At 60.9% G+C, this 21,794-nt stretch carries 20 protein-coding genes; all 20 read left to right on the plus strand.

What is annotated here, in order from left to right:
• The first annotated feature begins 103 nt into the window (after positions 1 to 103).
• Positions 104 to 1,864, plus strand: coding sequence for a calcium-binding protein (locus E3Z29_RS10585; protein ID WP_134785727.1), 1,761 nt, complete (start codon positions 104 to 106; stop codon positions 1,862 to 1,864).
• Between the two features lie 255 nt (positions 1,865 to 2,119).
• Positions 2,120 to 2,893: a glucose-1-phosphate cytidylyltransferase gene (rfbF, locus tag E3Z29_RS10590; protein ID WP_095139348.1), complete on the plus strand. Its 774-nt coding sequence runs from the start codon at positions 2,120 to 2,122 to the stop codon at positions 2,891 to 2,893.
• A complete protein-coding gene (gene rfbG, locus E3Z29_RS10595) occupies positions 2,875 to 3,957 on the plus strand; it encodes a CDP-glucose 4,6-dehydratase (protein WP_134785728.1) in 1,083 nt (360 codons plus the stop codon). The genes rfbF and rfbG overlap by 19 nt, the downstream gene beginning before the upstream one ends.
• Positions 3,954 to 4,514 carry a dTDP-4-dehydrorhamnose 3,5-epimerase family protein gene (locus E3Z29_RS10600; RefSeq protein ID WP_134785729.1) on the plus strand — a complete coding sequence of 187 codons (561 nt, stop codon included), beginning with the start codon at positions 3,954 to 3,956 and terminating at the stop codon, positions 4,512 to 4,514. Before rfbG ends, E3Z29_RS10600 begins: the two co-directional genes overlap by 4 nt.
• Complete coding sequence (locus E3Z29_RS10605; RefSeq protein WP_134785730.1) at positions 4,511 to 5,737, plus strand: class I SAM-dependent methyltransferase; 1,227 nt, start codon at positions 4,511 to 4,513, stop codon at positions 5,735 to 5,737. Before E3Z29_RS10600 ends, E3Z29_RS10605 begins: the two co-directional genes overlap by 4 nt.
• Positions 5,734 to 6,585, plus strand: coding sequence for an NAD(P)-dependent oxidoreductase (locus tag E3Z29_RS10610; protein WP_134785731.1), 852 nt, complete (start codon positions 5,734 to 5,736; stop codon positions 6,583 to 6,585). The genes E3Z29_RS10605 and E3Z29_RS10610 overlap by 4 nt, the downstream gene beginning before the upstream one ends.
• Positions 6,582 to 7,652: a class I SAM-dependent methyltransferase gene (locus E3Z29_RS10615; protein WP_134785732.1), complete on the plus strand. Its 1,071-nt coding sequence runs from the start codon at positions 6,582 to 6,584 to the stop codon at positions 7,650 to 7,652. The genes E3Z29_RS10610 and E3Z29_RS10615 overlap by 4 nt, the downstream gene beginning before the upstream one ends.
• A gap of 17 nt (positions 7,653 to 7,669) precedes the next feature.
• Complete coding sequence (locus E3Z29_RS10620) at positions 7,670 to 8,407, plus strand: cephalosporin hydroxylase family protein (protein WP_027614220.1); 738 nt, start codon at positions 7,670 to 7,672, stop codon at positions 8,405 to 8,407.
• Between the two features lie 55 nt (positions 8,408 to 8,462).
• Positions 8,463 to 11,378 carry a TIGR00180 family glycosyltransferase gene (locus E3Z29_RS10625; protein ID WP_134785733.1) on the plus strand — a complete coding sequence of 972 codons (2,916 nt, stop codon included), beginning with the start codon at positions 8,463 to 8,465 and terminating at the stop codon, positions 11,376 to 11,378.
• A 30-nt stretch (positions 11,379 to 11,408) separates the two neighbouring features.
• Positions 11,409 to 12,410 carry a UDP-N-acetylglucosamine 4,6-dehydratase (inverting) gene (pseB, locus tag E3Z29_RS10630; RefSeq protein WP_047292505.1) on the plus strand — a complete coding sequence of 334 codons (1,002 nt, stop codon included), beginning with the start codon at positions 11,409 to 11,411 and terminating at the stop codon, positions 12,408 to 12,410.
• Positions 12,407 to 13,564 carry a UDP-4-amino-4,6-dideoxy-N-acetyl-beta-L-altrosamine transaminase gene (pseC, locus tag E3Z29_RS10635; protein ID WP_134785734.1) on the plus strand — a complete coding sequence of 386 codons (1,158 nt, stop codon included), beginning with the start codon at positions 12,407 to 12,409 and terminating at the stop codon, positions 13,562 to 13,564. Before pseB ends, pseC begins: the two co-directional genes overlap by 4 nt.
• Positions 13,565 to 13,595: 31 nt before the next feature.
• Positions 13,596 to 14,216: a pseudaminic acid biosynthesis-associated methylase gene (locus E3Z29_RS10640; RefSeq protein WP_134785735.1), complete on the plus strand. Its 621-nt coding sequence runs from the start codon at positions 13,596 to 13,598 to the stop codon at positions 14,214 to 14,216.
• Positions 14,213 to 14,908 (plus strand): pseudaminic acid cytidylyltransferase, encoded by a 696-nt coding sequence (pseF, locus tag E3Z29_RS10645; protein ID WP_134785736.1) that lies wholly within the window; start codon positions 14,213 to 14,215, stop codon positions 14,906 to 14,908. The genes E3Z29_RS10640 and pseF overlap by 4 nt, the downstream gene beginning before the upstream one ends.
• Positions 14,905 to 16,410 (plus strand): UDP-2,4-diacetamido-2,4,6-trideoxy-beta-L-altropyranose hydrolase, encoded by a 1,506-nt coding sequence (gene pseG / locus E3Z29_RS10650; RefSeq protein ID WP_134785737.1) that lies wholly within the window; start codon positions 14,905 to 14,907, stop codon positions 16,408 to 16,410. Before pseF ends, pseG begins: the two co-directional genes overlap by 4 nt.
• The gene (gene pseI, locus E3Z29_RS10655; RefSeq protein ID WP_134785738.1) at positions 16,403 to 17,455 is read left to right on the plus strand and encodes a pseudaminic acid synthase; all 1,053 of its coding nucleotides are present in this window, start codon (positions 16,403 to 16,405) and stop codon (positions 17,453 to 17,455) included. The genes pseG and pseI overlap by 8 nt, the downstream gene beginning before the upstream one ends.
• A 227-nt stretch (positions 17,456 to 17,682) precedes the next feature.
• On the plus strand, positions 17,683 to 18,609 hold the full coding sequence (locus E3Z29_RS10660; protein WP_096796272.1) for a ketoacyl-ACP synthase III: 927 nt from the start codon (positions 17,683 to 17,685) through the stop codon (positions 18,607 to 18,609).
• 86 nt (positions 18,610 to 18,695) lie between these two features.
• On the plus strand, positions 18,696 to 19,985 hold the full coding sequence (locus E3Z29_RS10665) for a motility associated factor glycosyltransferase family protein (RefSeq protein WP_134785739.1): 1,290 nt from the start codon (positions 18,696 to 18,698) through the stop codon (positions 19,983 to 19,985).
• Positions 19,982 to 20,254 carry a hypothetical protein gene (locus E3Z29_RS10670; protein ID WP_134785740.1) on the plus strand — a complete coding sequence of 91 codons (273 nt, stop codon included), beginning with the start codon at positions 19,982 to 19,984 and terminating at the stop codon, positions 20,252 to 20,254. The genes E3Z29_RS10665 and E3Z29_RS10670 overlap by 4 nt, the downstream gene beginning before the upstream one ends.
• Positions 20,255 to 20,491: 237 nt before the next feature.
• The gene (locus E3Z29_RS10675) at positions 20,492 to 21,352 is read left to right on the plus strand and encodes a flagellin domain-containing protein (protein WP_007958307.1); all 861 of its coding nucleotides are present in this window, start codon (positions 20,492 to 20,494) and stop codon (positions 21,350 to 21,352) included.
• A gap of 73 nt (positions 21,353 to 21,425) precedes the next feature.
• Entirely contained in the window at positions 21,426 to 21,785 is a 360-nt protein-coding gene (locus tag E3Z29_RS10680) for a flagellar protein FlaG (RefSeq protein ID WP_134785741.1), read from the plus strand.
• Positions 21,786 to 21,794 lie beyond the last annotated feature (9 nt).

Genomic DNA, 21,794 nt, shown 5'->3' on the forward strand with positions numbered 1-21,794 from the left:
ATACATTTCCATGCGCTCAATTGGCACGGTCAGCGAAGACCTGTCCGGCCAGCGTCTGAGGTGACCGATTTCCGGATTCGACAACAACGCAAGGAAGAAGCAAATGGCAGTAGTAAATGGAACGAGTGAAGCGGATGTCCTGTCGGGCACCGAGGGCAATGACGAACTCCATGGACTGGAGTCCGACGATCAACTGCTGGCCAGTGCGGGATCCGACCTGCTCGACGGTGGTGAAGGTTTTGACACGGCGAACTATTACGCAATGGGGTCGGGAGTCAGCGTCGAGTTTGGCACCGGTGCGGCAACGGTCGCAGGGTCTGACGGTAAGGTCGATACGCTGGTGTCGGTGGAGAAGGTGGCCGGCAGTTACCACAACGACACGTTTACCGTTTCCGTGGGTGGGGTGACGCTGGACGGCAGCGGCGGTGATGATCTGTACATCGTCGACGCCGAAGGCGTGACCCTCGTTGAAGAAAACTACGGTGGCTACGACGAACTGCGCACCAGCCTCAACACGATCAAGATGGATCCGTTCATCGAGAAGCTGACCTTTACCGGTACCGGCGATTTCAAGGGTTACGGCAACGCCAGTGACAACGAGATCGTTGGCGGTGCGGGCAATGACTGGCTGTGGGGTGGTGCCGGTGCCGACCACTTCGTCGGTGGCGATGGTTACGATACCGTCAGCTACACCGACAGCCTTGAAGGTGTTCGGGTTCTGGACTTTGCCAACTACGATGGCTTGACCATTGCCTATGGCGATACGTTCACCGGCATCGAGGCAATCCAGGGATCGAATTTCGATGACGAGGTGTACCTGCTCGATAACGCCATGACCGTGGATGGCGCCGATGGTTATGACACCGTGAGCTATCGTCAATCCTGGGATGGCGTCAGCATCGACATCGGCCAGCGTGCCGGTGCTGCGGGTGTCACGTTGCTGAACGTGGAGAAGGTCATCGGCACATCGTTCGCTGACCAATTCACGGCCAACATCGCGGGCGTGACGCTGGAAGGTGGAATGGGCGACGATGTGTACACCATCAACAGCACCGGTGTCAGCATCGTCGAGACAGACCTCTTTGGTGGCATCGACCATGTGTACACCAGCCTGTCGTCGCTGCACATGGACCCCTTCATTGAAAAAATGACGTATACCGGCACCGCAGACTTCACGGGCTACGGCAATGACGGGGACAACGTCATCGCTTCGGGCGCCGGCAACGACGTCCTGTTCGGCGGCGCGGGTGGCGATCGCTTCGAAGGCGGAGCCGGTGTCGACACCGTCAGCTACGAAGACAGCACTGAGGGTTTGAGTGTCTCTCTCGGCTGGGGCCCGCAGAGCGGGATCGCTCTTTACGACACGTACATCGACATCGAAAACCTGCGTGGCAGCCATTTCAATGATGTGCTGCAAGGTGATTGGGGCGACAACATTCTGGAGGGCGGTGCGGGCGACGATTTCATTCAGGGTGGCGCAGGTGCGGACATTCTTTATGGAGGCCTGGCATCCGGTCTGGATGGCGAGGCGCCACAGAACGATACGCTGATTGGTGGCGATGGTGATGACACCTATGTGGTGAATGCCCCAGGCCTGGTATCCATTCAGGATATGGCGAGCAGCTACAACGACACCCTGATCATGAACACCATTGCCAACCTCAGTCAGTTGAGCGTCACGCGCGTCGGCGACGATGCCTACCTGCACGGCGCCAATGACGGTAGCAGCGGTGTGCCGGCCAATGGCGTGAAACTGGTGGACTGGTATGTGGGTGGGTATAACAACATCGAACATCTGCAGACCGCTGACGGCCAGTCCTACGACCTGCCTGCCACGATCGATGGATTCGCGATGTTTGGCTGATCCGTCCGGTTCATTGAAGTAGCTTGATCAAAGGGATGATTCCGGCAACGGACTCATCCCTTTTTCATGCCTTGAATTCCCGCCGACGCAGCGCTCGCGGAGCTGGCGCGTTTCCTGCAAGTCCCCCTCAAATCGCCATAAAACGAGCGCTCGCGGTCATCGCAGCGGCGCCGCAGGCGGCAAAAGGGTTAGCCAGACGGCCCGCATCGCTCAACCAAGCCATGCGCAGCCCGGTGACGAACGAGAGGGGAGACGATGAAGGCAGTTATTTTGGCGGGTGGCCTCGGCACGCGCATCAGTGAAGAGTCGCACCTCAAGCCAAAGCCCATGATCGAGATCGGCGGCAAGCCAATTCTCTGGCACATCATGAAGCAGTATTCCGCTCACGGAATCCACGACTTCGTGATTTGCCTGGGCTACAAGGGCTATGCGATCAAAGACTTCTTCGCCAACTACTTCCTGCACACCTCCGACGTCACGTTCGACATGCGCAACAACCGCATGGACGTGCACCAGAACTACAGCGAGCCGTGGAGCGTCACCCTGATCGATACCGGCGAGGAAACCATGACCGGTGGCCGTCTGCTGCGTGCCGGCCGTTACCTCAAGGATGAAGAGGCGTTCTGCTTCACCTACGGCGACGGCGTTTCCGACATCAACATTGCTCAACTCGTCGATTACCACAAAGCCCACGGTCGCCTTGCCACCGTCACCGCGGTGCAGCCGCCGGGACGTTACGGTGCCCTTGAGCGCCAGGGCGATCAGGTACTGGGTTTCACCGAAAAACCGCGCGGCGACGGTGGCTGGATCAACGGTGGCTTCTTCGTGCTGTCACCCAAAGTCCTGTCCTACATCGCTGGCGATGAAACCACCTGGGAAGCCGAGCCGCTGGCGCGTCTGGCAGAGGATGAACAGCTGAACGCCTTCGAACACGAAGGCTTCTGGCATCCGATGGACACCCTGCGCGACAAGAACCACCTCGAAGCGCTGTGGCAGAGCGGGGAGGCCCCATGGAAGCAATGGGCCTGAGTGCGGATTTCTGGCGCGGCAAACGCGTACTGGTCACCGGTCACACCGGTTTCAAAGGCAGCTGGCTGAGCCTGTGGCTGCAAAGCCTCGGCGCGCAAGTCAGCGGTTTTTCGCTGGATCCGTCGACCGAACCGAGCCTGTATGAACTGGCGCGGGTTCACGAAGAGATCAACGATCAACGCGGTGATCTGCGCGATCTCGGCGCGTTGCTGGAGATCATTGCCGACACCGAGCCGGAGATCGTTCTGCACCTGGCCGCGCAGCCACTGGTGCGTGAAGGCTATCGCGACCCGCTGGGCACTTATTCCAGCAACGTCATGGGCACGCTGAACCTGCTCGAAGCAATCCGTCAGGTCGGTTGCGTGCGCGCCTGCGTGCTGGTGACCACCGACAAGGTCTACGCCAACAAGGAATGGCTGTGGCCGTACCGCGAGGACGAAGCCCTCGGCGGGCACGATCCTTACAGCAGCAGCAAGGCCTGCTGCGAACTGTTGGCGCAGTCTTATGCGGCGTCGTTTTTCCCGGCTGACAAGTACGCCGAGCACGGCCTGGCACTGGCTACCGCGCGCGCTGGTAACGTCTTGGGTGGCGGTGACTTCGCCCCTGAACGCCTGATTCCCGACGTTCTCAAGGCCTGGACTGCCGACGAGCCGGTGACCCTGCGTTACCCGCAAGCCGTGCGCCCGTGGCAGCACGCGCTGGAACCGCTGGCCGGTTACCTGCAACTGGCGGCGGGGCTCTACGAACAAGGCCCGGAATACGCCGGGGCGTGGAACTTCGGCCCGGGCGAGGCGGACATGTGCAGCGTCGGCGAAGTGGTCGAGCTGCTCGCCAGTCGCTGGCCACAGGCACGTGGTCTGCGCATCGAAAAAAGCGAATTGCACGAGGCCGGTCTGTTGCGTCTGGACAGCAGTCGCGCCCGTCAGGTACTCGGCTGGCAGCCACGCTGGACCTTGCAGCAATGCCTGACCCAGACCCTCGACTGGCATCTGGCGTGGCAGAACGGCGATGACATGCGCAACGTCACTCTCGGCCAACTGAACCTGTACCGAGGCGCGCTGTGAGCGAGTTTTCCTTGAAACCGTTGCCGCTGGCCGGGCCGTTCAGCGTCCAGCACAGACGCTTCGAAGATCAGCGCGGGCATTTCGCCCGGCTGTTCTGCGAAGGCAGCCTGAGCGCGTTCGGCAGCGAATTTCATATCCGCCAGATCAACCATTCCTGCACCCGCGACAAGGGCAGTGTGCGCGGTCTGCATTACCAGAATGCCAATGCGCCGGAAGCCAAGCTGATCACCTGCCTGCGCGGTGAAGTGTGGGACGTGGCGGTGGATCTGCGTCCTGACTCCGAGACCTTTCTGCACTGGCACGCCGAGCACCTCAAGGCTGGCGATGGTCGCAGCCTGTTGATTCCGGCCGGTTTTGCTCACGGCTTCCAGACCCTGACCGCCGACGCCGAACTGCTTTACCTGCACAGCGCCGATTACGCGCCGGAGCATGAGGGCGGCTTGTCGGTGAACGATCCACGGCTGGCGATCGCCTGGCCGTTGCCTGTCAATAATTTGTCAGCGCGTGATTCCAGCCATCCTGCGCTCGATCAACACTTTGCCGGAGTGCGTCTATGAACTGCCGTGGGTGCGCCGCACCGCTGAGCCTGCCGCTGATCGACCTCGGCACCTCGCCACCGTCCAACGCCTACGTGCATGCCGAGCGCCTGGAGCAGGCCGAACAGTGGGTGCCGCTCAAGGTCGCCGTGTGCCAGCAGTGCTGGCTGGTGCAGACCGAGGACTACACCCGCGCCGACAGCCTGTTCGACGCCGAGTATGCCTATTTCAGTTCGTTCTCCAGCACCTGGCTGGCCCACGCCGAGCGTTATGTCGCCGAGATGGTCGAGCGCTTTGCTCTGAGCGCCGACAGTCGTGTGGTCGAAATCGCCGCCAACGACGGTTACCTGCTGCAGTACGTCGCTGCTCGCGGCATTCCGTGTCTGGGTGTCGAGCCGACCCGCAGCACCGCGCAAGCGGCGCGGGAAAAGGGTCTGCAGATTCGTGAAGTGTTCTTCGGTCGCGACAGCGCTGCGCAGCTCCACAGCGAAGGCTGGGGCGCCGACCTGATGGCCGCCAACAACGTGCTCGCGCATGTGCCGGACATCAATGATTTCCTGGGTGGTTTCGCCACGCTGCTCAAGCCGACCGGCGTCGCCACTTTCGAATTTCCGCAACTGCTGACGCTGATGGCTGGCGCGCAGTTCGACACGCTGTACCACGAGCACTATTCCTACCTGTCGCTGACCGCCGTGCAGACCTTGTGCGAGCGCAATGGTCTGGAAGTGTTCGACGTCAGTCAGTTGAGCACTCACGGCGGTTCGCTGCGGGTGTTCGTGCAACGCCAGGACGGTGAGCGTCGTGCGGTGCAGCCGGCGGTGCAGCAACAGTTGCAGGCCGAGCTCGCTGCCGGGGTGAAAACCCCTGAGTACTACGCGACCCTCGCGCCGGCTGCCGAACGCATCAAGCATGAACTGCTGCGCTTCCTGTTGCAGGCCAAGGCCGACGGCAAGTGTGTGGTCGGTTACGGCGCGGCGGCCAAGGGCAACACTTTGCTCAACTACGCCGGGGTCAAACCGGATCTGCTGGCGTGGGTGGCCGATGCCAACCCGCACAAGCAGGGCAAGTTTTTGCCGGGCAGTCGTATTCCAATTGTCGCGCCGGCGCAGATCGACATCGAAAAACCGGACTACGTGCTGGTGCTGCCGTGGAACCTGCTGCACGAAGTCAGTCAGCAACTGGCGCAAGTGCGTCAGTGGGACGGGCGCTTCGTGATCGCCGTGCCTGAGATGAAAGTCCTGTGAAAGTCCTGGTCACCGGGGCCACGGGCTTCGTCGGTCGGCATCTGGTCGCGGCGTTGCTCGCCCGTGGCTGCGCGGTACGTGCGGTGGCGCGTAATGTCGAGACTGCGGCGAGCATGCCGTGGATCAACCACGTCGAATTCGTCGCGACGGATATTCACGCGGTGGATCTCGACATTGCGGCGCTCACCGACGGTATTGACGTCCTCGCGCACCTGGCCTGGCCGGGGTTGCCGAACTATCGGGCGCTGTTTCATTTCGAGCACAACCTGATGGCCGACTACCGCTTTATCAAAGGCGCGGTCGAGGCGGGTGTGGCGCAAGTATTGGTGACCGGCACCTGCTTCGAGTACGGCATGCAAAGCGGCCCGCTCGACGAAAGTGTCGAGCCGCAGCCGAGCAATCCTTACGGTCTGGCCAAACACACGCTGCAGCTGTTTTTGCAAAATCTGCAGCAGGAAAAACCGTTCACCTTGCAGTGGGCGCGTCTGTTCTATCTGCATGGCGAAGGGCAGAACCCCAACAGTCTGCTGGCAGCGCTGGACCGGGCGATCGATGCCGGGGAGGCGTCGTTCAACATGTCTGGCGGCGAGCAACTGCGCGACTTTTTGCCGATCGCCAGCGCCGCCGATTACCTCGCCACGATCGTCCATCAGCGCGATTTCAACGGCGTGATCAATTGCGCCAGTGGCCAACCGGTATCGGTGCGCGCACTGGTTGAACAACGGCTGCGCGAGCGCGGTGCGGCACTGAATCTGAACCTCGGCCATTACCCTTATCCGAGCCATGAACCGATGGCGTTCTGGGCCGTGACCGAGCGTTTGCAACAGCTACTGGGAGAGCCGCAATGAGGCACGAGTTGTATCGGGTCACCGACCTGCCGGTGTTGCAGAACCGCACCTTCGCCGACCCGGAGTCGGCAAAGGCGTCGGCCAGCGCCGACATGCTGCTGGTGCAGGATGAGCGCAGCGGCCTGATCTTCAACGCCGCGTTCGACGCCGACAAGCTCAGCTATGACGCTGACTATCAAAACGAGCAGGCCCATTCGGGCCAGTTCCAGAAGCACCTGAGCGACGTCGAAGGCATCATCGCCAAACACTTCAAGGGCCAGGAGCTGATCGAAGTCGGCTGCGGCAAGGGTTACTTCCTTGAGTTGCTCAAGGGCCTCGGTTATTCGATCACCGGGATCGATCCGGCCTACGAAGGTGAAAACGCCGACGTGATCAAGGCGCCGTTCACCCGTGGTCTTGGCCTGGCAGCTGACGCCATTGTCCTGCGCCATGTGCTGGAACACATCGAAGACCCGGTGAGCTTTCTGGCGGTGATCGCCGAAGCCAATCAGGGCGGGCAGATCTACATCGAGGTGCCATGCTTCGACTGGATCCTCGAGCACAAAGCGTGGTTCGACCTGTTCTACGAGCACGTCAATTATTTCCGCCTCGATGACCTGCGCCGGATGTTCGGCACCGTGCACGAGGCCGGCCACCTGTTTGGCGGCCAATACCTGTACATCGTCGCCGACCTGTCGACATTGCGCCTGACTCCGCAGCAACCGGTGCCACGCCTGACGCTGCCGGACGGTTTCACCGCCAGCCTCGAGCGCGCGGTGCAGATCATTCAGTCCGCACCCGAGCAGGGTTCGGCGATCTGGGGCGCATCGTCCAAAGGCGTGATCTATTCGCTGTTCCTGCAACGCGCGGGTGTCGCGGTGGATCGTGTGGTGGATATCAACCCGGCCAAACAGGGGCGTTATCTGCCGCTGAGCGGCGCGCGGGTGTCCTCGCCGCAAGAGGCGATGGATGCGCTGCCCGAAGGCGCCCACCTGTTTGTGATGAATTCCAATTACCTCGAAGAAATCAAGCGGATGACCGGTGGACGCTACGTCTATCACGCCGTCGATAGCGCTTCGTTCCAGTGACCATTGAGACTTTGAACATGACCGACAACAGCATCAACCAAGCTTTTGAAGCCGAGTGCCGCGAGCAGATCGCCCAGCAGGGCGACGACCAGAAACTGACTGGCCTGGCCCGTGATTTCTTCAACGAATCGGCCAAACACAAATACAGCTACCACTTCTCGTGGATGGGCCGCCCGATCATCCAGTTGCCACAAGACATGATGGCGATGCAGGAGATCATCTGGCAGGTCAAGCCGGATCTGGTCATCGAGTGCGGCATCGCCCACGGCGGTTCGATCATCTACTACGCCTCCCTGCTGGAACTGCAAGGTCACGGTGAAGTGCTGGGCATCGACCTCGACATCCGCCCGCACAACCGTGAAGCGATCGAAAGCCACCCGATGGCCAAGCGCATCAAGATGATCGAAGGTTCGAGCATCGACCCGGCCATCGCTGCTCAGGTGCAGGCGGCGGCTAAGGGCAAGAAGGTCATTCTGGTCCTCGACTCCAACCACACCCACGACCACGTGCTCGAAGAGCTGCGCCTGTATGCGCCGCTGGTCTCGGTCGACAGCTACTGCGTGGTGATGGACACCGTGGTTGAAGACATGCCGGCCGATTTCTTCCCGGATCGCCCATGGGGCCCGGGCGACAACCCGAAAACCGCGGTGTGGAAGTACCTGGAAGAGAACCAGGACTTCGAGATCGACCAGCAGTTGCAGAACAAGCTGCTCATCACCGTGGCGCCGGACGGCTATCTGCGTCGCGTTCGTTAATTCGCACCATCACCAAAGCGTTATCTCGGCGAGTCGCCGGTTGTGGAGAGAAGTTATGCAAGGCAAGTACAGTTCTGAACTGGCGCTACCGCTCAACGAGCTGTTGACCGTGGTGCTGATTACTCACAATCGGCCGGCGTTCCTGCGTCGGGCGGTGAAGTATTACAGCAGCTTGCCCTGCCGGATCATGGTGCTGGACTCCACACCCGAGCGGCCGGAGGGGGATTTTTCCGCCGTCGATTACCATCACGTGCCGCAATTCGCCTACTGGGGCATGCAGGCCAAACTGGCGTACGGTGTAGAGCGACTGACCACGCCGTACATGGTGCTGGCGGCTGACGACGATTTCATCCTGCACGATTCGCTGGCCGAGTCCGTCGGTTTCCTTCAGGCGAATCCGGACTATGGCATGTGCCATGGCTATTGCCTGATGTACCTGACGCTGTCGGGTGGTGTGAGCTATTACCGTCGCGACAAGAAAGTCCAGGAAGACTATGCGTCCGAGCGGGCTCAGGATCGGGTTATCGACTACATGAGTCAGTACATCCCGCCGTTTTATGCGGTAACCCGTACTGACCTGATGAAAACCTGGCACTCGGCATTGCCGGCGGGGACCAATTTCCAGTGGCAGGAAATCGGCCACGTGTACTTCCTGCTGGCGAGTGCCAAGGCGCGGATTCTGCCGATGCCCTATGTGGTGCGCGAGATCAACTACGGCAATTCCGAGCACAGCACCGAGGTGTATCACTCGTTGACTTACGTCGACGCCAAATCGGTCGCCGAGCGAGAAGCGTTCGCTGAATTCCTCGCGTCGCTGCCGACCGGCATCAAGGATCTTGATGCGCAGCAGGGCAAGGCGTTTGCCCTGCAGAGCTTCGAGGCGATGGTCGACAGCCTGCAAAGCGGCCGGGCACTTACGGCAGAACTGATTATCCAGTCCACCTGGAATCAGTCGCTCAAGAGGCCTGACCGGCGGTTCGGGCCTTTGCAGTACGTCGAGATGCCGTTTTATAACCAGCCATTTTTCGATCGTCTCGAACAGTTCGAATTCATGCTGCACGCCATGCCCGCCGGGCGCATTCAACTGCGGGACCTGGAGGGTGTGTGGACTCGTCAGGCGCACTTGCTGCAGGCGCGCAACAACGATACCCCGGAAAGTGTTCTGGATCGCTTGTGGCAGGCGCACGACCTCAATGCGTTCAACCGCACCGTGGTCAAGCGTCTGGCGCAACAGTTGGAACTGGCCGGCGAGGACAAAGAGGCGCAGAACATGCGCGACTGGAATGCTCGTCTCGAAGCGTTGACGGTGGAAGACCATCATCAGGTGTTCGACCAGACGCAGTCCGGCCGACTGCTCAAGTGGCTGGATTCGCGTCAGGCCGATGGTGCTCAGTTGGCATCGATTGCCGAGCACCTGTCGGTCAACGGCGGTGGCCCGCAGTTCGGCATCTTCCTGCTGGATCTGGACGATGACATCGACAAGTTGCAGGTCAGCCTCGACAGCCTGCTCGAAGGCCAATGCAAGGCGTTCAGAATTGTCGTGTTCACCACCGGCGAAGCGCCGGCGGCCACCACGGCGCAGAACACTTTGCACTTTGTCCGGGTTACGCCGGCCAACCTGGTCGATAAACTCAATCAGAGTGCCCGTCAGTCGCCGTGCGACTGGGTGCTGCTGGCCGAGGCGGGCGACGAGTTCACCGCCAGTGGTTTGTTGCGCGCCAGCCTGGAGTTGATGTCCGCAGGCGATTGCCGTGCTGTTTCCACCGACGAGATTCAGCGCGGGGAGAAGGGCGCGCTGATGGATGTGTTCCGTCCCGGCTTCAACCTCGACCTGCTCTTGAGCCTGCCGGGCCTGATGGCGCGACACTGGCTGGTGCGGCGTGACGCTTTGATCGAGGTAGGCGGCTACCGCGCCGATTTCAACAAGGCGCTGGAATTTGACGTGCTGCTGCGCATCATCGAAGAGCACGGTTTGAACAGCCTGGCCCACCTCGACGAGCCGCTGCTGATCACCGAAGCCGCGTCGCTGGAAGAAAACGCGCATGAGCGTCTGGCGCTGTTGCGCCACCTGGGCAATCGCGGCTACAAGGCCAAGGTCACCTCGGCGGTGCCGGGCATTTATCAGATCGATTACCACCACAGTGATCGTCCTCTGGTATCGATCGTGATTCCGGCCGGCGATGACCTGCCCGCCCTGCAACGCTGTCTCGAAGGGGTGCAACTGCGCACCCGTTATCACCATTACGAGATCCTGATCGCTACCACGGCCACGCAATCGGCCCAGGTCAATGACTGGCTGGGTACGTACCAGCATCCGAAAGTCCAGGTGCTGCGTGCCGATCAATCGCTGAGCGTACCGGCATTGCTCAACGCCGCCAGCCGCCAGGCGCAGGGCGAATACCTGGTATTGCTTGCGGCCGACGCGGAAGTGGTCAACCCGAACTGGCTGGACTCGCTGCTCAACCATGCCCTGCGTCCGGAAATTGGCGTGGTTGGGCCGAAGCTGGTCGATCGCGACGGCAAAGTCAGCCAGGCCGGGCTGATCCTTGGTATGCATGGCGGGGTGGGTTCGGCGTTCGTCGGTGAGAAACATGATGCCGACGGCTATCTGTACCGGTTGTCGGTGGAGCAGAACTGCTCGGCGGTATCGAGCGTGTGCCTGATGGTGCGCAAAGAACTGTTTGAAGCATTGGGTGGTCTGGACGACAGCACATTCGGCGACGCTTTCAACGATGTCGATCTGTGTCTGAAAGCCGCTCAGGCCGGTTACCTCACGGTATGGACGCCGTCGGTGCAGGTCCTGCATCAGGGCGCGATTGCCCAGGCACCCCAGGCACTGGCAGCGCTACAGGAAAAATGGGCCGCCGCGTTCGCTCAGGATCAGGCGTACAACGCCAACCTGAGCCTGAGCGGCAAAGGGTATGGTCTGAACGACAGTGCGTCGCTGGACTGGTTGCAGTTACTCGCTTGAGTCCGTCGGACAAGGAACAGGAATCAGCACATGTTCAACGGTAAATCGATCTTCATCTCCGGCGGCACCGGCTCGTTCGGGCGCAAATTCATCGCCCGTCTGCTTGAGCAATACCAGCCCAAGCGCGTGGTGGTGTTCTCCCGCGATGAACTCAAGCAATACGAAATGCAGCAGACGTTCAACGCGCCGTGCATGCGTTACTTTCTCGGTGACGTGCGCGACGCCGATCGTCTGCGGCAGGCCATGCGCGGCATCGACTACGTGGTGCATGCTGCGGCGCTCAAGCAGGTGCCAGCGGCGGAGTACAACCCCACCGAGTGCATCCGCACCAACGTCAATGGCGCGGAGAACATCATCGCCGCCGCCATCGACAATGGCGTGAAGAAAGTCGTCGCGCTGTCCACCGACAAAGCGGCCAGCCCGATCAACCTGTACGGTGCGACCAAGCTGCTCTCGGACAAGTTGTTCGTCGCCGCCAACAACATTGCCGGCGAACAACAAACGCGTTTTGCCGTGGTGCGCTACGGCAACGTGGCGGGCTCGCGGGGTTCGGTGGTGCCGTTCTTCAGCAAGCTGATTGCCGACGGTGCGCAGGAGCTGCCGATCACCGACGAGCGCATGACGCGCTTCTGGATCACCCTCGATCACGGCGTGCAGTTTGTCCTCGACAGCTTTGCGCGGATGCACGGCGGCGAAGTGTTCGTGCCGAAGATCCCGTCGATTCGCATCGTCGATCTGGCGCGGGGCATGGCCGAGCATCTGCCGCACAAGAACGTCGGTATTCGTCCCGGGGAAAAACTGCATGAACTGATGGTGCCGCTGGACGATGCGCGGATGACCCTGGAGTTCGCAGACCACTACACCATTCAGCCGTCGATCCGCTTCACCAGCGTCGATGTCGATTTCTCCATCGACAAGCTCGGCGAACATGGGCGGCCGGTGAGTGAAGATTTCGAATACCGCTCCGATACCAACCCGCACTACCTCTCGGTCGGGCAGATCGCCGAGCTGCACGCGAAGCTCTCGGCATGATTCCCTACGGTCGGCAGAGCGTTGATCAGGCGGACATCGATGCAGTGGTCGAGGTTTTGCAATCGGACTGGCTGACCCAAGGCCCGACCATCGAGCGCTTCGAGCAGGCAATGGCCGAGCGTTGCCAGGCTGACTTCGCCGTGGCGGTGTGCAACGCCACCGCGGCGCTGCACATCGCCTGCCTCGCTGCCGGCCTTGGCCCGGGTGATCGCTTGTGGACCACGCCGAACACTTTTCTGGCCTCAGCCAACTGCGGGCGCTATTGCGGCGCCGACGTGGATTTCGTCGACATCGATCCGCTGACCTGGAACCTCGATGCATTCGCCCTCGCCGCGAAGCTCGATCAGGCCGAGCAGGACGGCACGCTGCCGAAAGTGTTGGTGGCGGTGGCGTTCTCCGGGCAGAGCTGTGACCTGCGCAAGATTGCCGAACTGGCCGAGCGCTACAACTTCACCGTGATCGAAGACGCCTCGCACGCGGTGGGCGCCAGCTACGCCGGGCGCCCGGTGGGTTGCGGGGACTTTGCGGCGATGACCGTGTTCAGTTTCCACCCGGTGAAGATCATCACCAGTGCCGAAGGTGGCATGGTCCTGACCAATCGCCCGCAACTGGCCGAGCGTCTGCAACGCCTGCGCAGCCACGGCATGACCCGCGATCCGCAGCAGATGAACGAACCCAGCCACGGCCCGTGGTATTACCAGCAGATCGAGCTGGGCTTCAATTACCGGATCACCGAGTTGCAGGCGGCGCTGGGTCTGTCGCAACTGGCCAAACTGGACGGGTTTATCGCCCGTCGCCGCGAACTGGCGGCGCGTTATGACCGGTTGCTGGCCTACCTGCCACTGAGCTTGCCCAGCGCGCAGCCGGAGGCAGAATCGGCGTGGCACCTGTACGTGGTGCGCCTGCAGACCGAGCGCATCGGCCTGACCCACCGTCAGGTGTTCGAAGGCTTGCGTGCCGCCGGCATCGGCGTGAACCTGCACTATATTCCCGTGCATTTGCAGCCGTACTATCGCGACCTGGGTTTTGCCGAAGGCGACTTCCCCGAAGCCGAGCGTTATTACGCCGAGGCGATCAGCCTGCCGCTGTACCCGTTGCTCAGTGAAGAGCAGCAGGATCATGTGGTCGAGCAATTGCGCCGGCTGACCGAATAAATCCCGCTGCGGCGGCGAATGAGACTGTGCAATGCGTGATCTGAGTGAGCAGGAAAAATTCTGGCAGGGCGATTTCGGCAACCAGTACGTCGATCGCAACGTCGGTCAGCCGCTGGTGGCGGCCAATCTGGCGTTGTTCGCCAAGGCCCTGAGTCGCGCCGGGCGCATCGACAGTGTGGTTGAGCTGGGCACCAATGCCGGCAACAACCTGCAGGCGCTGCGTCAACTGCTGCCGCAAAGTGAGTTGTTCGGCGTTGAGATCAATGAAAGCGCCTGTGCTCAGGCGCGGGCACTGGGCATCGCGCAGATCTGGCACGGCTCGCTGTTCGATTTTCCCCGCGAGCGCAGCTACGACCTGACCCTGAGCAAAGGCGTGCTGATCCATCTGGCGCCGGAGCTGCTGCCGACCGCCTATGCGCAGTTGTATGCGTTAAGCCAGCGCTACATCCTGATCGCCGAATACTACAATCCGGCACCGGTGGAAGTGTCCTATCGCGGCAACAGCGGCAAGCTGTTCAAGCGCGATTTCGCCGGGGAAATGCTCGATCGTTATGCCGATCTGCACTTGCTCGATTACGGCTTTGGTTATCACCGTGACCCACAATTCCCGGTGGATGACATCACTTGGTTTCTGCTGGAAAAACGTCCTTGAACAGCGTCGCAATCATCCCGGCCCGTGGCGGCAGCAAGCGCATCCCGCGCAAGAATCTGTTGCCGTTCGATGGCGTGCCGATGATTGTCCGCTCGATCCATACGGCGCTCGACAGTGGCTTGTTTGAACAGGTCGTGGTCAGTACCGATGACGCCGACATTGCCGAGCTGGCGCTGGCCCATGGCGCGCAAGTGCCGTTCCTGCGCCCGGCTGAACTGGCGGATGATTTCACCGGCACCGCTGCGGTGATCGTGCATGCCTTGCAGCAACTGCCAGCCTTCGATTACGCCTGCTGCGTGTACGCCACGGCGCCGTTGTTGCAGGCGCGCTTCCTGCGGCAAGGATTTGAGCTGTTGCAGCAGCACCCGGACAAAGCCTTTGCGTTCTCCGTGTGCAGCTTTGGTTTCCCGGTGCAGCGGGCGCTGACGCTGGACGGGCAGGGCGCATTGACCGCGTTGTACCCGGAATTTCGCAACACCCGCTCGCAGGATCTGCCTGAAGCTTTTCAGGACGCCGGCCAGTTTTACTGGGGCCGTCGCGAGGCGTGGCTGCGCGGTGACGTGTTGTATTCAAGCGCCAGCCTGCCGGTGATTCTGCCGCGGCATCTGGTGCAGGACATCGACACGCTGGAAGACTGGAAGCGCGCCGAATACCTCTACGCCGCGCTCAAGGCCGGCGGAGAGCTGCAATGAGAGTGCTGATCCGAGCCGACGCTTCGCCGACCATCGGCAGTGGCCACATCGCCCGTTGTCTGACGCTGGCGCGAGTGCTGCGCAAGCAAGGCAGTCATGTCGCCTTTGCCTGCCGCCGGTTACCGGGGCATCGGCTTGATGCCTTGGCTGCCGAAGGTTTCGAGACCTTCGCCTTGCCGGACGCCTACCCCGACGAAGACCCGCAGCAAGACATTGAATCGATGCTGCCGTGGCAGGCGGACGTTGAGGCGCTGGATGCCTTGCTGGCAGGTCACGCCGCATTCGACTGGATCATCGCCGACCACTACGGCCTCGATCATCATTGGCAAACCGCTGTCCGTCGTTGGGCGCCACGGATTGCGGCGGTGGACGATCTCGCCACCCGCCGTTACAGCGTTGATCTGCTGCTCAATCAGAACCTGTCCGGTCTCTGCGCAAACTATGCGCCGCTGCTGCCCGAAGACTGCCGCACCTTGCTCGGTCCGCGCTACGCCATGCTGCGCGAGGAGTTCGTCTGTCCGGCCATTGCGATCAAGCCCAAGGCGCACCGGGTGCTGGTGAATTTCGGTGGTTTCGATGCGGCGATGCAGACCCATCACGCGATGCTGGCGCTGCAGGACTTCGCAGAGCTGGAAGTGGATTTCGTCGCCGGTGCAGACAATCCTGCGTGGGCGCAAATGCAGGCACTGGCCGCAACACGGCCGCATTGGCGCCTGCACAGTTTCGTCAGCGATTTCCAACAACGCATGACCGAAGCCGATCTGTTTATCGGCGCCGGCGGCGGCACCAGTTGGGAGCGTGCAGCCCTCGGCCTGCCGACCCTCTGCATCGCGGTATCGAACAATCAGCAGGCCAACGGCGAAGTCATGGCGGCGGCGGGGGCGCATGTGTTCATGGGCGCCCGCGAGCAGGTCAGCGTCGAACAACTGCGCGACGCCATCGGTTTTGTCGTCGACAATTTTTATCTGCGCCAGAGCCTGGCCGAGCGTTCGCGGCAACTGGTCGATGGGCGCGGTGCATTACGCGTGGCGGCGGCGCTGGCCGGTGCGGTGCTCAAACTGCGCCCGGCGACCCTCGATGATGCGCAGTTGCTGTTCGACGGGCGCAATGCCGAGGCTGTGCGGCGCTGGTCACTGGACACGGCTGCAATCGAATGGCCGCAGCACCTGAACTGGCTGAATGCGAGCCTGCGCAATCCGCAGTGTCTGCTGTTGATTGCGCAGGCCGATGACGGCGCGGTCGGCGTCTTGCGTTATGACCTGCGCGGCTTTGAAGCCGAAGTGTCGCTGTATCTGCTGGAAGGACGGCTCGGTCTCGGCTGGGGCAGGGCGCTGCTGGCGCGAGGCGAGGCGTTCGTCCGCGAGCACTGGCCGCAGATGACCGTTATCACCGCTCAGGTGCTGCCGGGCAATCGCCCCTCTTTGAATGTGTTTCGTGACGCCGGATTCACCCAGAGTGCCTGCGCGTTCACCAAGGTTTTGAAGGATCACCGCGATGAGTAGTTTCAAGATTGGCGAGCGTCTGATCGGTGCCGATGCGCCGCCGTTCATCATTGCCGAGATGAGCGGCAACCATAACCAGTCGCTGGAGGTGGCCCTGCAGATTGTCGAGGCCGCCGCCAAGGCCGGCGCGCATGCCTTGAAGTTGCAGACCTACACCGCGCAAACCATGACTCTGGATCTGGCCGAGGGCGAGTTTTTCATCAAGGACCCGAACAGCCTGTGGGCCGGCACTTCGCTGTTCGACCTGTATGAGAAAGCTCATACCCCATGGGAGTGGCACGCGCCGATTTTTGCCCGGGCCAAAGAGCTGGGCATGCTCGCGTTCTCGACGCCGTTCGATGACACGGCGGTGGACTTTCTCGAAAGCCTCGATGTGCCGGCGTACAAGATCGCCAGTTTCGAAAACACCGATCTGCCATTGATCCGCCGTGTGGCGGCGACCGGCAAACCGCTGATCATCTCCACCGGCATGGCCAGCATCGCCGAGCTCGACGAAACCGTGCGCGCCGCCCGCGAGGCAGGGTGCAAGGATCTGGTGCTGCTCAAATGCACCAGCACTTACCCGGCAACCCCGCTCAACAGCAATCTGCGCACGATCCCGCATCTGCGTGAGCTGTTCGGTTGCGAGGTAGGTCTTTCCGATCACTCCATGGGCGTTGGCGTGTCCGTGGCCGCTGTGGCACTCGGGGCGACGGTGGTGGAGAAACACTTCACCCTCGACCGTTCGGCGGGCGGGGTCGATGCCAGTTTCTCGCTGGAGCCGGCGGAACTGGCCAGCCTGGTGGTGGAAACCGAACGCGCCTGGCAGGCCATGGGCCAAGTGCATTACGGCGTCACCGAGGCCGAGCGCAAGTCGCTGGTCTATCGCCGTTCGCTGTACGTCACTGCCGACATGGCGGCCGGTGAAGCCTTTTCCGGGGACAATCTGCGCGCCATTCGCCCAGGTCTCGGTCTGCCGCCCAAGCACACCGAGGCCGTCCTCGGTCGCCGCGCTCGTCAGGCGATCAAACGTGGCACGCCGCTGGACTGGTCGTTGGTCGAATAACCCGATCTGCAACCGATTCGGCAAAATAGCGTGACCTGCGAGTCATAACGCGCATCTTCACTGTATTGTATTGACCGGGGAGATGGCGCCTGGCCGTGTAATCGGTTCCAGTGATAGCCCTTTGCGCTCCCCGTGGCTGCCCGTTGTGGCGGCCGTTTTCTGTTTGTCGGCGCCCCTCGAATCCTTGCGAGCGGTGGTTTTGGGCTGTTTTTTATTGGGAAGCCGTAATGATTGGCATAAAAAGCATTGCGAGCTACGTTCCTGTAGCCGGCGTGGACAATTACGCACAAGGTGCAAAATTCGAGAAGGATGAAGAATTCATCCTCGGCAAAATCGGTTCGGCCTTCCTGCCGCGCAAAGACGCTGAACAGGAAACCTCCGATCTGTGCGTGGAAGCGGCCAATGCGCTGTTTGCCAGCAACCCTGAACTGAAGCGTGAATCGATCGACGCGCTGATCGTCGTCACCCAGAACGGTGACGAAGAAGGTCTGCCGCACACCGCTGCCATCGTCCAGGACAAACTCGGTCTGCCGACTAATGTCGCGGCATTCGATATTTCCCTGGGCTGCTCCGGTTACGTCTACGGCATCTACGCGATCAAGGGCTTCATGGAAGCCGCCGGTCTGAAGAACGGCCTGCTGATCACCGCTGACCCGTATTCGAAAATCGTCGACCCCGAAGACCGCAACACCACCATGCTCTTCGGCGATGCCGCCACCGCGACCTGGATGGGCGAAGATCCTTCATGGGCGCTGGGCAAGGCCAAGTTCGGCACCGACGGTTCCGGCGCACCGCACCTGAAAGTCACCGATGGCGTGTTCTTCATGAACGGCCGTCAGGTGTTCAACTTCGCGCTGCTCAAAGTCCCGGCGCACTTGCACGAATTGCTCGACGATTCCGGCCTCAAGGCTGACGACATCGACGCCTTCTGCATTCACCAGGGCAGTGCGGCGATTGTCGATGCCGTGGCCCGACGTTTCGAAGGCGAGCCGGAGAAGTTCATCAAGGACATGGTCGAGACCGGCAATACCGTGTCGTCGAGCATTCCGTTGCTGCTGGAAAAACACGTACTCGATTCCGACTGGCAGCGCATTGCCCTGAGCGGTTTCGGTGTCGGTCTGTCGTGGGGCTCGGCGATCATCTATCGTCCTTGAGTCGGTCAAAAACGGCGGATACAAAAATAGCGTTCAAGGTTACCCTTGAGCGCTATTTTTTTTGCCTGAATGGAGCGCTAGGCGGCATGAGCGAGTTTTTCCAACCCAACGCCCAGATCATCCAGCAACGCTGGCCGGCGTTGTTCGAGCGGCTGATGGCGGAAGACACCTCAGTCGTTCAAGCCGAACTGGTGCAGGGCTTGGGCTCGACGCTCAGTGTCAATGGCATTCAACTGACCAGTCGCCACGACCGCATCCATGAAGCCCGCATCCAGGCGGCCAGCCTGGCGGAAAAATCGCAGTTGCATGTCTACGGCACTGGCCTCGGCGATTTGCCAACGGTGCTGCTGGAGCGCGCTGGCCTTGAGCGGTTGTACGTGCATATCCTCAATGGCGCGGTGTTCGCGCTGGTGCTGCAACTGCTCGATCAGCGCCCGTGGCTGGAAGATCCGCGTGTGCAGCTGTTCTATGCCGGTGATCTGTCAGACATCTGCACACCGTTTTTCGCCCTGCCGGCCGAGATGCTGCTGGCTGATGACTTCAACGCGAAGATCCGCGATCGGCTGGTCAGCGAAGTGCACCTGAGCTTCAACAATCGTGAGTTCGATCCACATTTGCCGTTCATTCAACAGCGTTTGCAGGACTGCCTGCCGGTGTTGCTGGGCGATGATGATGTGGCGCAGTTGTTCGGCACGGCCAGTGGCCGGGAAATCTATGTGATCGGCACCGGGCCGACGCTGGAAGGGCATTTCCAGCGTCTGGCGGCGGTGCATGCGCAGGCTGAACGTCCATTGTTGATGTGCGTCGATACCGCTTACCGGCCACTGCGCGAACACGGCATCGTCCCGGATCTGGTGGTCACCATCGATCAGCGCATCAGCTTCCGGCATTTGCCGTTCGAGGACTCCGCTGGCATCCCGCTGGTGTATCTGCCTATGAGCGATCCTGCGGTGCTGACCGCCTGGAAAGGCAAGCGCTATGGCGGTTACTCGGCCAGCCCGGTGTACGCCGCGTTGCGTGAGCAATATCCGCGCGGACAACTGCATGTCGGTGGCAGCGTGATTCATCCGGCGGTGGACCTGGCGGTGAAGATGGGGGCCGCGCGCATTACCCTGTTCGGCGCCGACTTCGCCTTCCCGATGAACAAGACCCATGCTGGCTGGAATGACGGTGATCTGGGGCCGGGGGTCGATCAGGCGCGGCATTGGGTGCAGGACGGTCATGGCCGGCGGGTCAGCACCCAACTGAACTTTCGCGGCTATCTGTGTGTGCTGGAGCGCTATATCGCCGCGCATCCGCAGGTGCAGTTTTTCAACAGCAGTCGCGCGGGCGCACTGATCGCCGGGACGCAGTTCAATCAGGAGTTTGTGCAATGACAACGATTGAGCAGTGCGTCGACGAGTGCCGCCACTGCGCCGGGCTGTTTCGTCTAGGGCGTGATGTCGAGGCGGCGCTGGATATGGTCGATGTGTTCGAGGGCGCGCAGCAGTTGCTGATCGCTGCGTCTGCACCGATTCAGCAGGACTGGTCCTTTGTACTCACGCACATGCTCGACTGTCAGGAGCGTCAGGACTGGTTGGGGCTGGCGGACTGGATGGAGTACGAGTTGATCGAAGTGTTGCAAAAAGCACGATCGGCAAACTGACCGACCGCGCTGGCCCGCGGCTTTGCGTGCGGGTCGGTTTTATGGCGTCATTTTTTCGCAGGTGGGAGGGCGCTAAGCCCTTGTTTTCTCGGGGGTGGCAGGGTGATGGCAAATTTTTTTCAAAAAGCCCTCAAGCAACTTGCCAACCCGACGATAACTATTACGAAGGTTCTCTAGGCCATTCCAGGCGGTTGCCAGGGCCGGAAGCCGCAGTACCCAACCAACGAGGAATTCGTCATGGCTTTAACAGTAAACACCAACACCACGTCGCTGAACGTTCAAAAGAACCTGAACCGCGCTTCCGACGCTCTGTCGACTTCGATGCAGCGCCTGTCTTCCGGCCTGAAAATCAACAGCGCAAAAGACGACGCTGCTGGCCTGCAGATCTCGAACCGTATGTCTTCGCAGATCCGTGGTAACACCCAAGCCATCCAGAACGCCAACGACGGTATCTCCGTTGCTCAGACCGCTGAAGGCGCTCTGCAAGCTTCGACCGACATCCTGCAGCGTATGCGTGAACTGGCTGTTAAAGCACGTAACGGCACCAACGGCACTGCTGACCAGACCGCAACCAACGCTGAATTCGCTCAGATGTCTGACGAAATCACCCGTATCTCGGCTGCTACCAACCTGAACGGCAAAAACCTGCTGGACGGTTCGGCTGGTACTGTGACCCTGCAAGTTGGCGCAAACACCGGTTCGGCTAACCACATCGACCTGGTACTGAGCTCCAAGTTCGACGCCGTCAGCCTGTCCGTAGGTAGCGGTACTGTAGTTCTGACTGGTACCACCGGTACTGGCGCTGGTTCTGCTTCGCAGAACATCGACAACGCGATCACTGCAATCGACGCCGCTATCGCTGCAATCGGTGCAACTCGTGCCAGCCTGGGTGCTTCGCAAAACCGTCTGACCAGCACCATCCAGAACTTGCAGAACATCACCGAGAACACCACTGCTGCACAAGGTCGCGTACAAGATACCGACTTCGCCGCAGAGACTGCTAACCTGACCAAGCAGCAAACCCTGCAACAGGCTTCGACCTCTGTTCTGGCTCAAGCCAACCAACTGCCTTCCGCTGTACTGAAGCTGCTTCAGTAATTTCGGAATGAGTTTGGGCGGGAGGGTGCGCTGGTCGCGCTCTCTCGCTTTTTTACGTTAGGAGGTGATGAGCATGGACATGAGCGTAAAGCTTAACGTGTCTTATCCGGCTCCCAAGCCAGTGACGCCTGTTGCTGATAAGCCGTCGGAGACGCCAAAAGTTGCACCGGTCGACGCTCCGGTCGCTGACAGGAAAAGTCAGCAAACGGATGACGCCAAGTTGAAACTGGCGGTGCAAGAGATCGAGAAGTTCGTTCAATCGATCAAGCGTAACCTGGAGTTCTCGATCGACGAGCACTCTGGCAAGGTCATCGTCAAGGTGATCGCAAGCGAGACGGGTGAGGTCGTACGCCAGATCCCCTCCGCAGAAGCACTCAAGCTCGCAGACAGCCTCGCCAACGCAAGCCATGTGTTGTTCGACGCCAAAGTCTGATAGCTGGCA

It is taken from the genome of Pseudomonas sp. S150 (assembly GCF_004526365.1).
Lineage (GTDB): Bacteria > Pseudomonadota > Gammaproteobacteria > Pseudomonadales > Pseudomonadaceae > Aquipseudomonas > Aquipseudomonas putida_A.

Bases quoted from the DNA above. Each gene is read 5' to 3' on its own strand.
- E3Z29_RS10615 (WP_134785732.1), top strand. From the start codon at position 6,582: ATGAGGCACGAGTTGTATCGGGTCACCGACCTGCCGGTGTTGCAGAAC.
- E3Z29_RS10680 (WP_134785741.1), top strand. From the start codon at position 21,426: ATGGACATGAGCGTAAAGCTTAACGTGTCTTATCCGGCTCCCAAGCCA.
- E3Z29_RS10605 (WP_134785730.1), top strand. From the start codon at position 4,511: ATGAACTGCCGTGGGTGCGCCGCACCGCTGAGCCTGCCGCTGATCGAC.
- E3Z29_RS10625 (WP_134785733.1), top strand. From the start codon at position 8,463: ATGCAAGGCAAGTACAGTTCTGAACTGGCGCTACCGCTCAACGAGCTG.
- E3Z29_RS10675 (WP_007958307.1), top strand. From the start codon at position 20,492: ATGGCTTTAACAGTAAACACCAACACCACGTCGCTGAACGTTCAAAAG.
- pseC (WP_134785734.1), top strand. From the start codon at position 12,407: ATGATTCCCTACGGTCGGCAGAGCGTTGATCAGGCGGACATCGATGCA.
- E3Z29_RS10660 (WP_096796272.1), top strand. From the start codon at position 17,683: ATGATTGGCATAAAAAGCATTGCGAGCTACGTTCCTGTAGCCGGCGTG.
- rfbF (WP_095139348.1), top strand. From the start codon at position 2,120: ATGAAGGCAGTTATTTTGGCGGGTGGCCTCGGCACGCGCATCAGTGAA.
- pseI (WP_134785738.1), top strand. From the start codon at position 16,403: ATGAGTAGTTTCAAGATTGGCGAGCGTCTGATCGGTGCCGATGCGCCG.
- E3Z29_RS10665 (WP_134785739.1), top strand. From the start codon at position 18,696: ATGAGCGAGTTTTTCCAACCCAACGCCCAGATCATCCAGCAACGCTGG.
- E3Z29_RS10670 (WP_134785740.1), top strand. From the start codon at position 19,982: ATGACAACGATTGAGCAGTGCGTCGACGAGTGCCGCCACTGCGCCGGG.
- pseG (WP_134785737.1), top strand. From the start codon at position 14,905: ATGAGAGTGCTGATCCGAGCCGACGCTTCGCCGACCATCGGCAGTGGC.
- pseB (WP_047292505.1), top strand. From the start codon at position 11,409: ATGTTCAACGGTAAATCGATCTTCATCTCCGGCGGCACCGGCTCGTTC.
- E3Z29_RS10640 (WP_134785735.1), top strand. From the start codon at position 13,596: ATGCGTGATCTGAGTGAGCAGGAAAAATTCTGGCAGGGCGATTTCGGC.
- E3Z29_RS10620 (WP_027614220.1), top strand. From the start codon at position 7,670: ATGACCGACAACAGCATCAACCAAGCTTTTGAAGCCGAGTGCCGCGAG.
- E3Z29_RS10585 (WP_134785727.1), top strand. From the start codon at position 104: ATGGCAGTAGTAAATGGAACGAGTGAAGCGGATGTCCTGTCGGGCACC.
- rfbG (WP_134785728.1), top strand. From the start codon at position 2,875: ATGGAAGCAATGGGCCTGAGTGCGGATTTCTGGCGCGGCAAACGCGTA.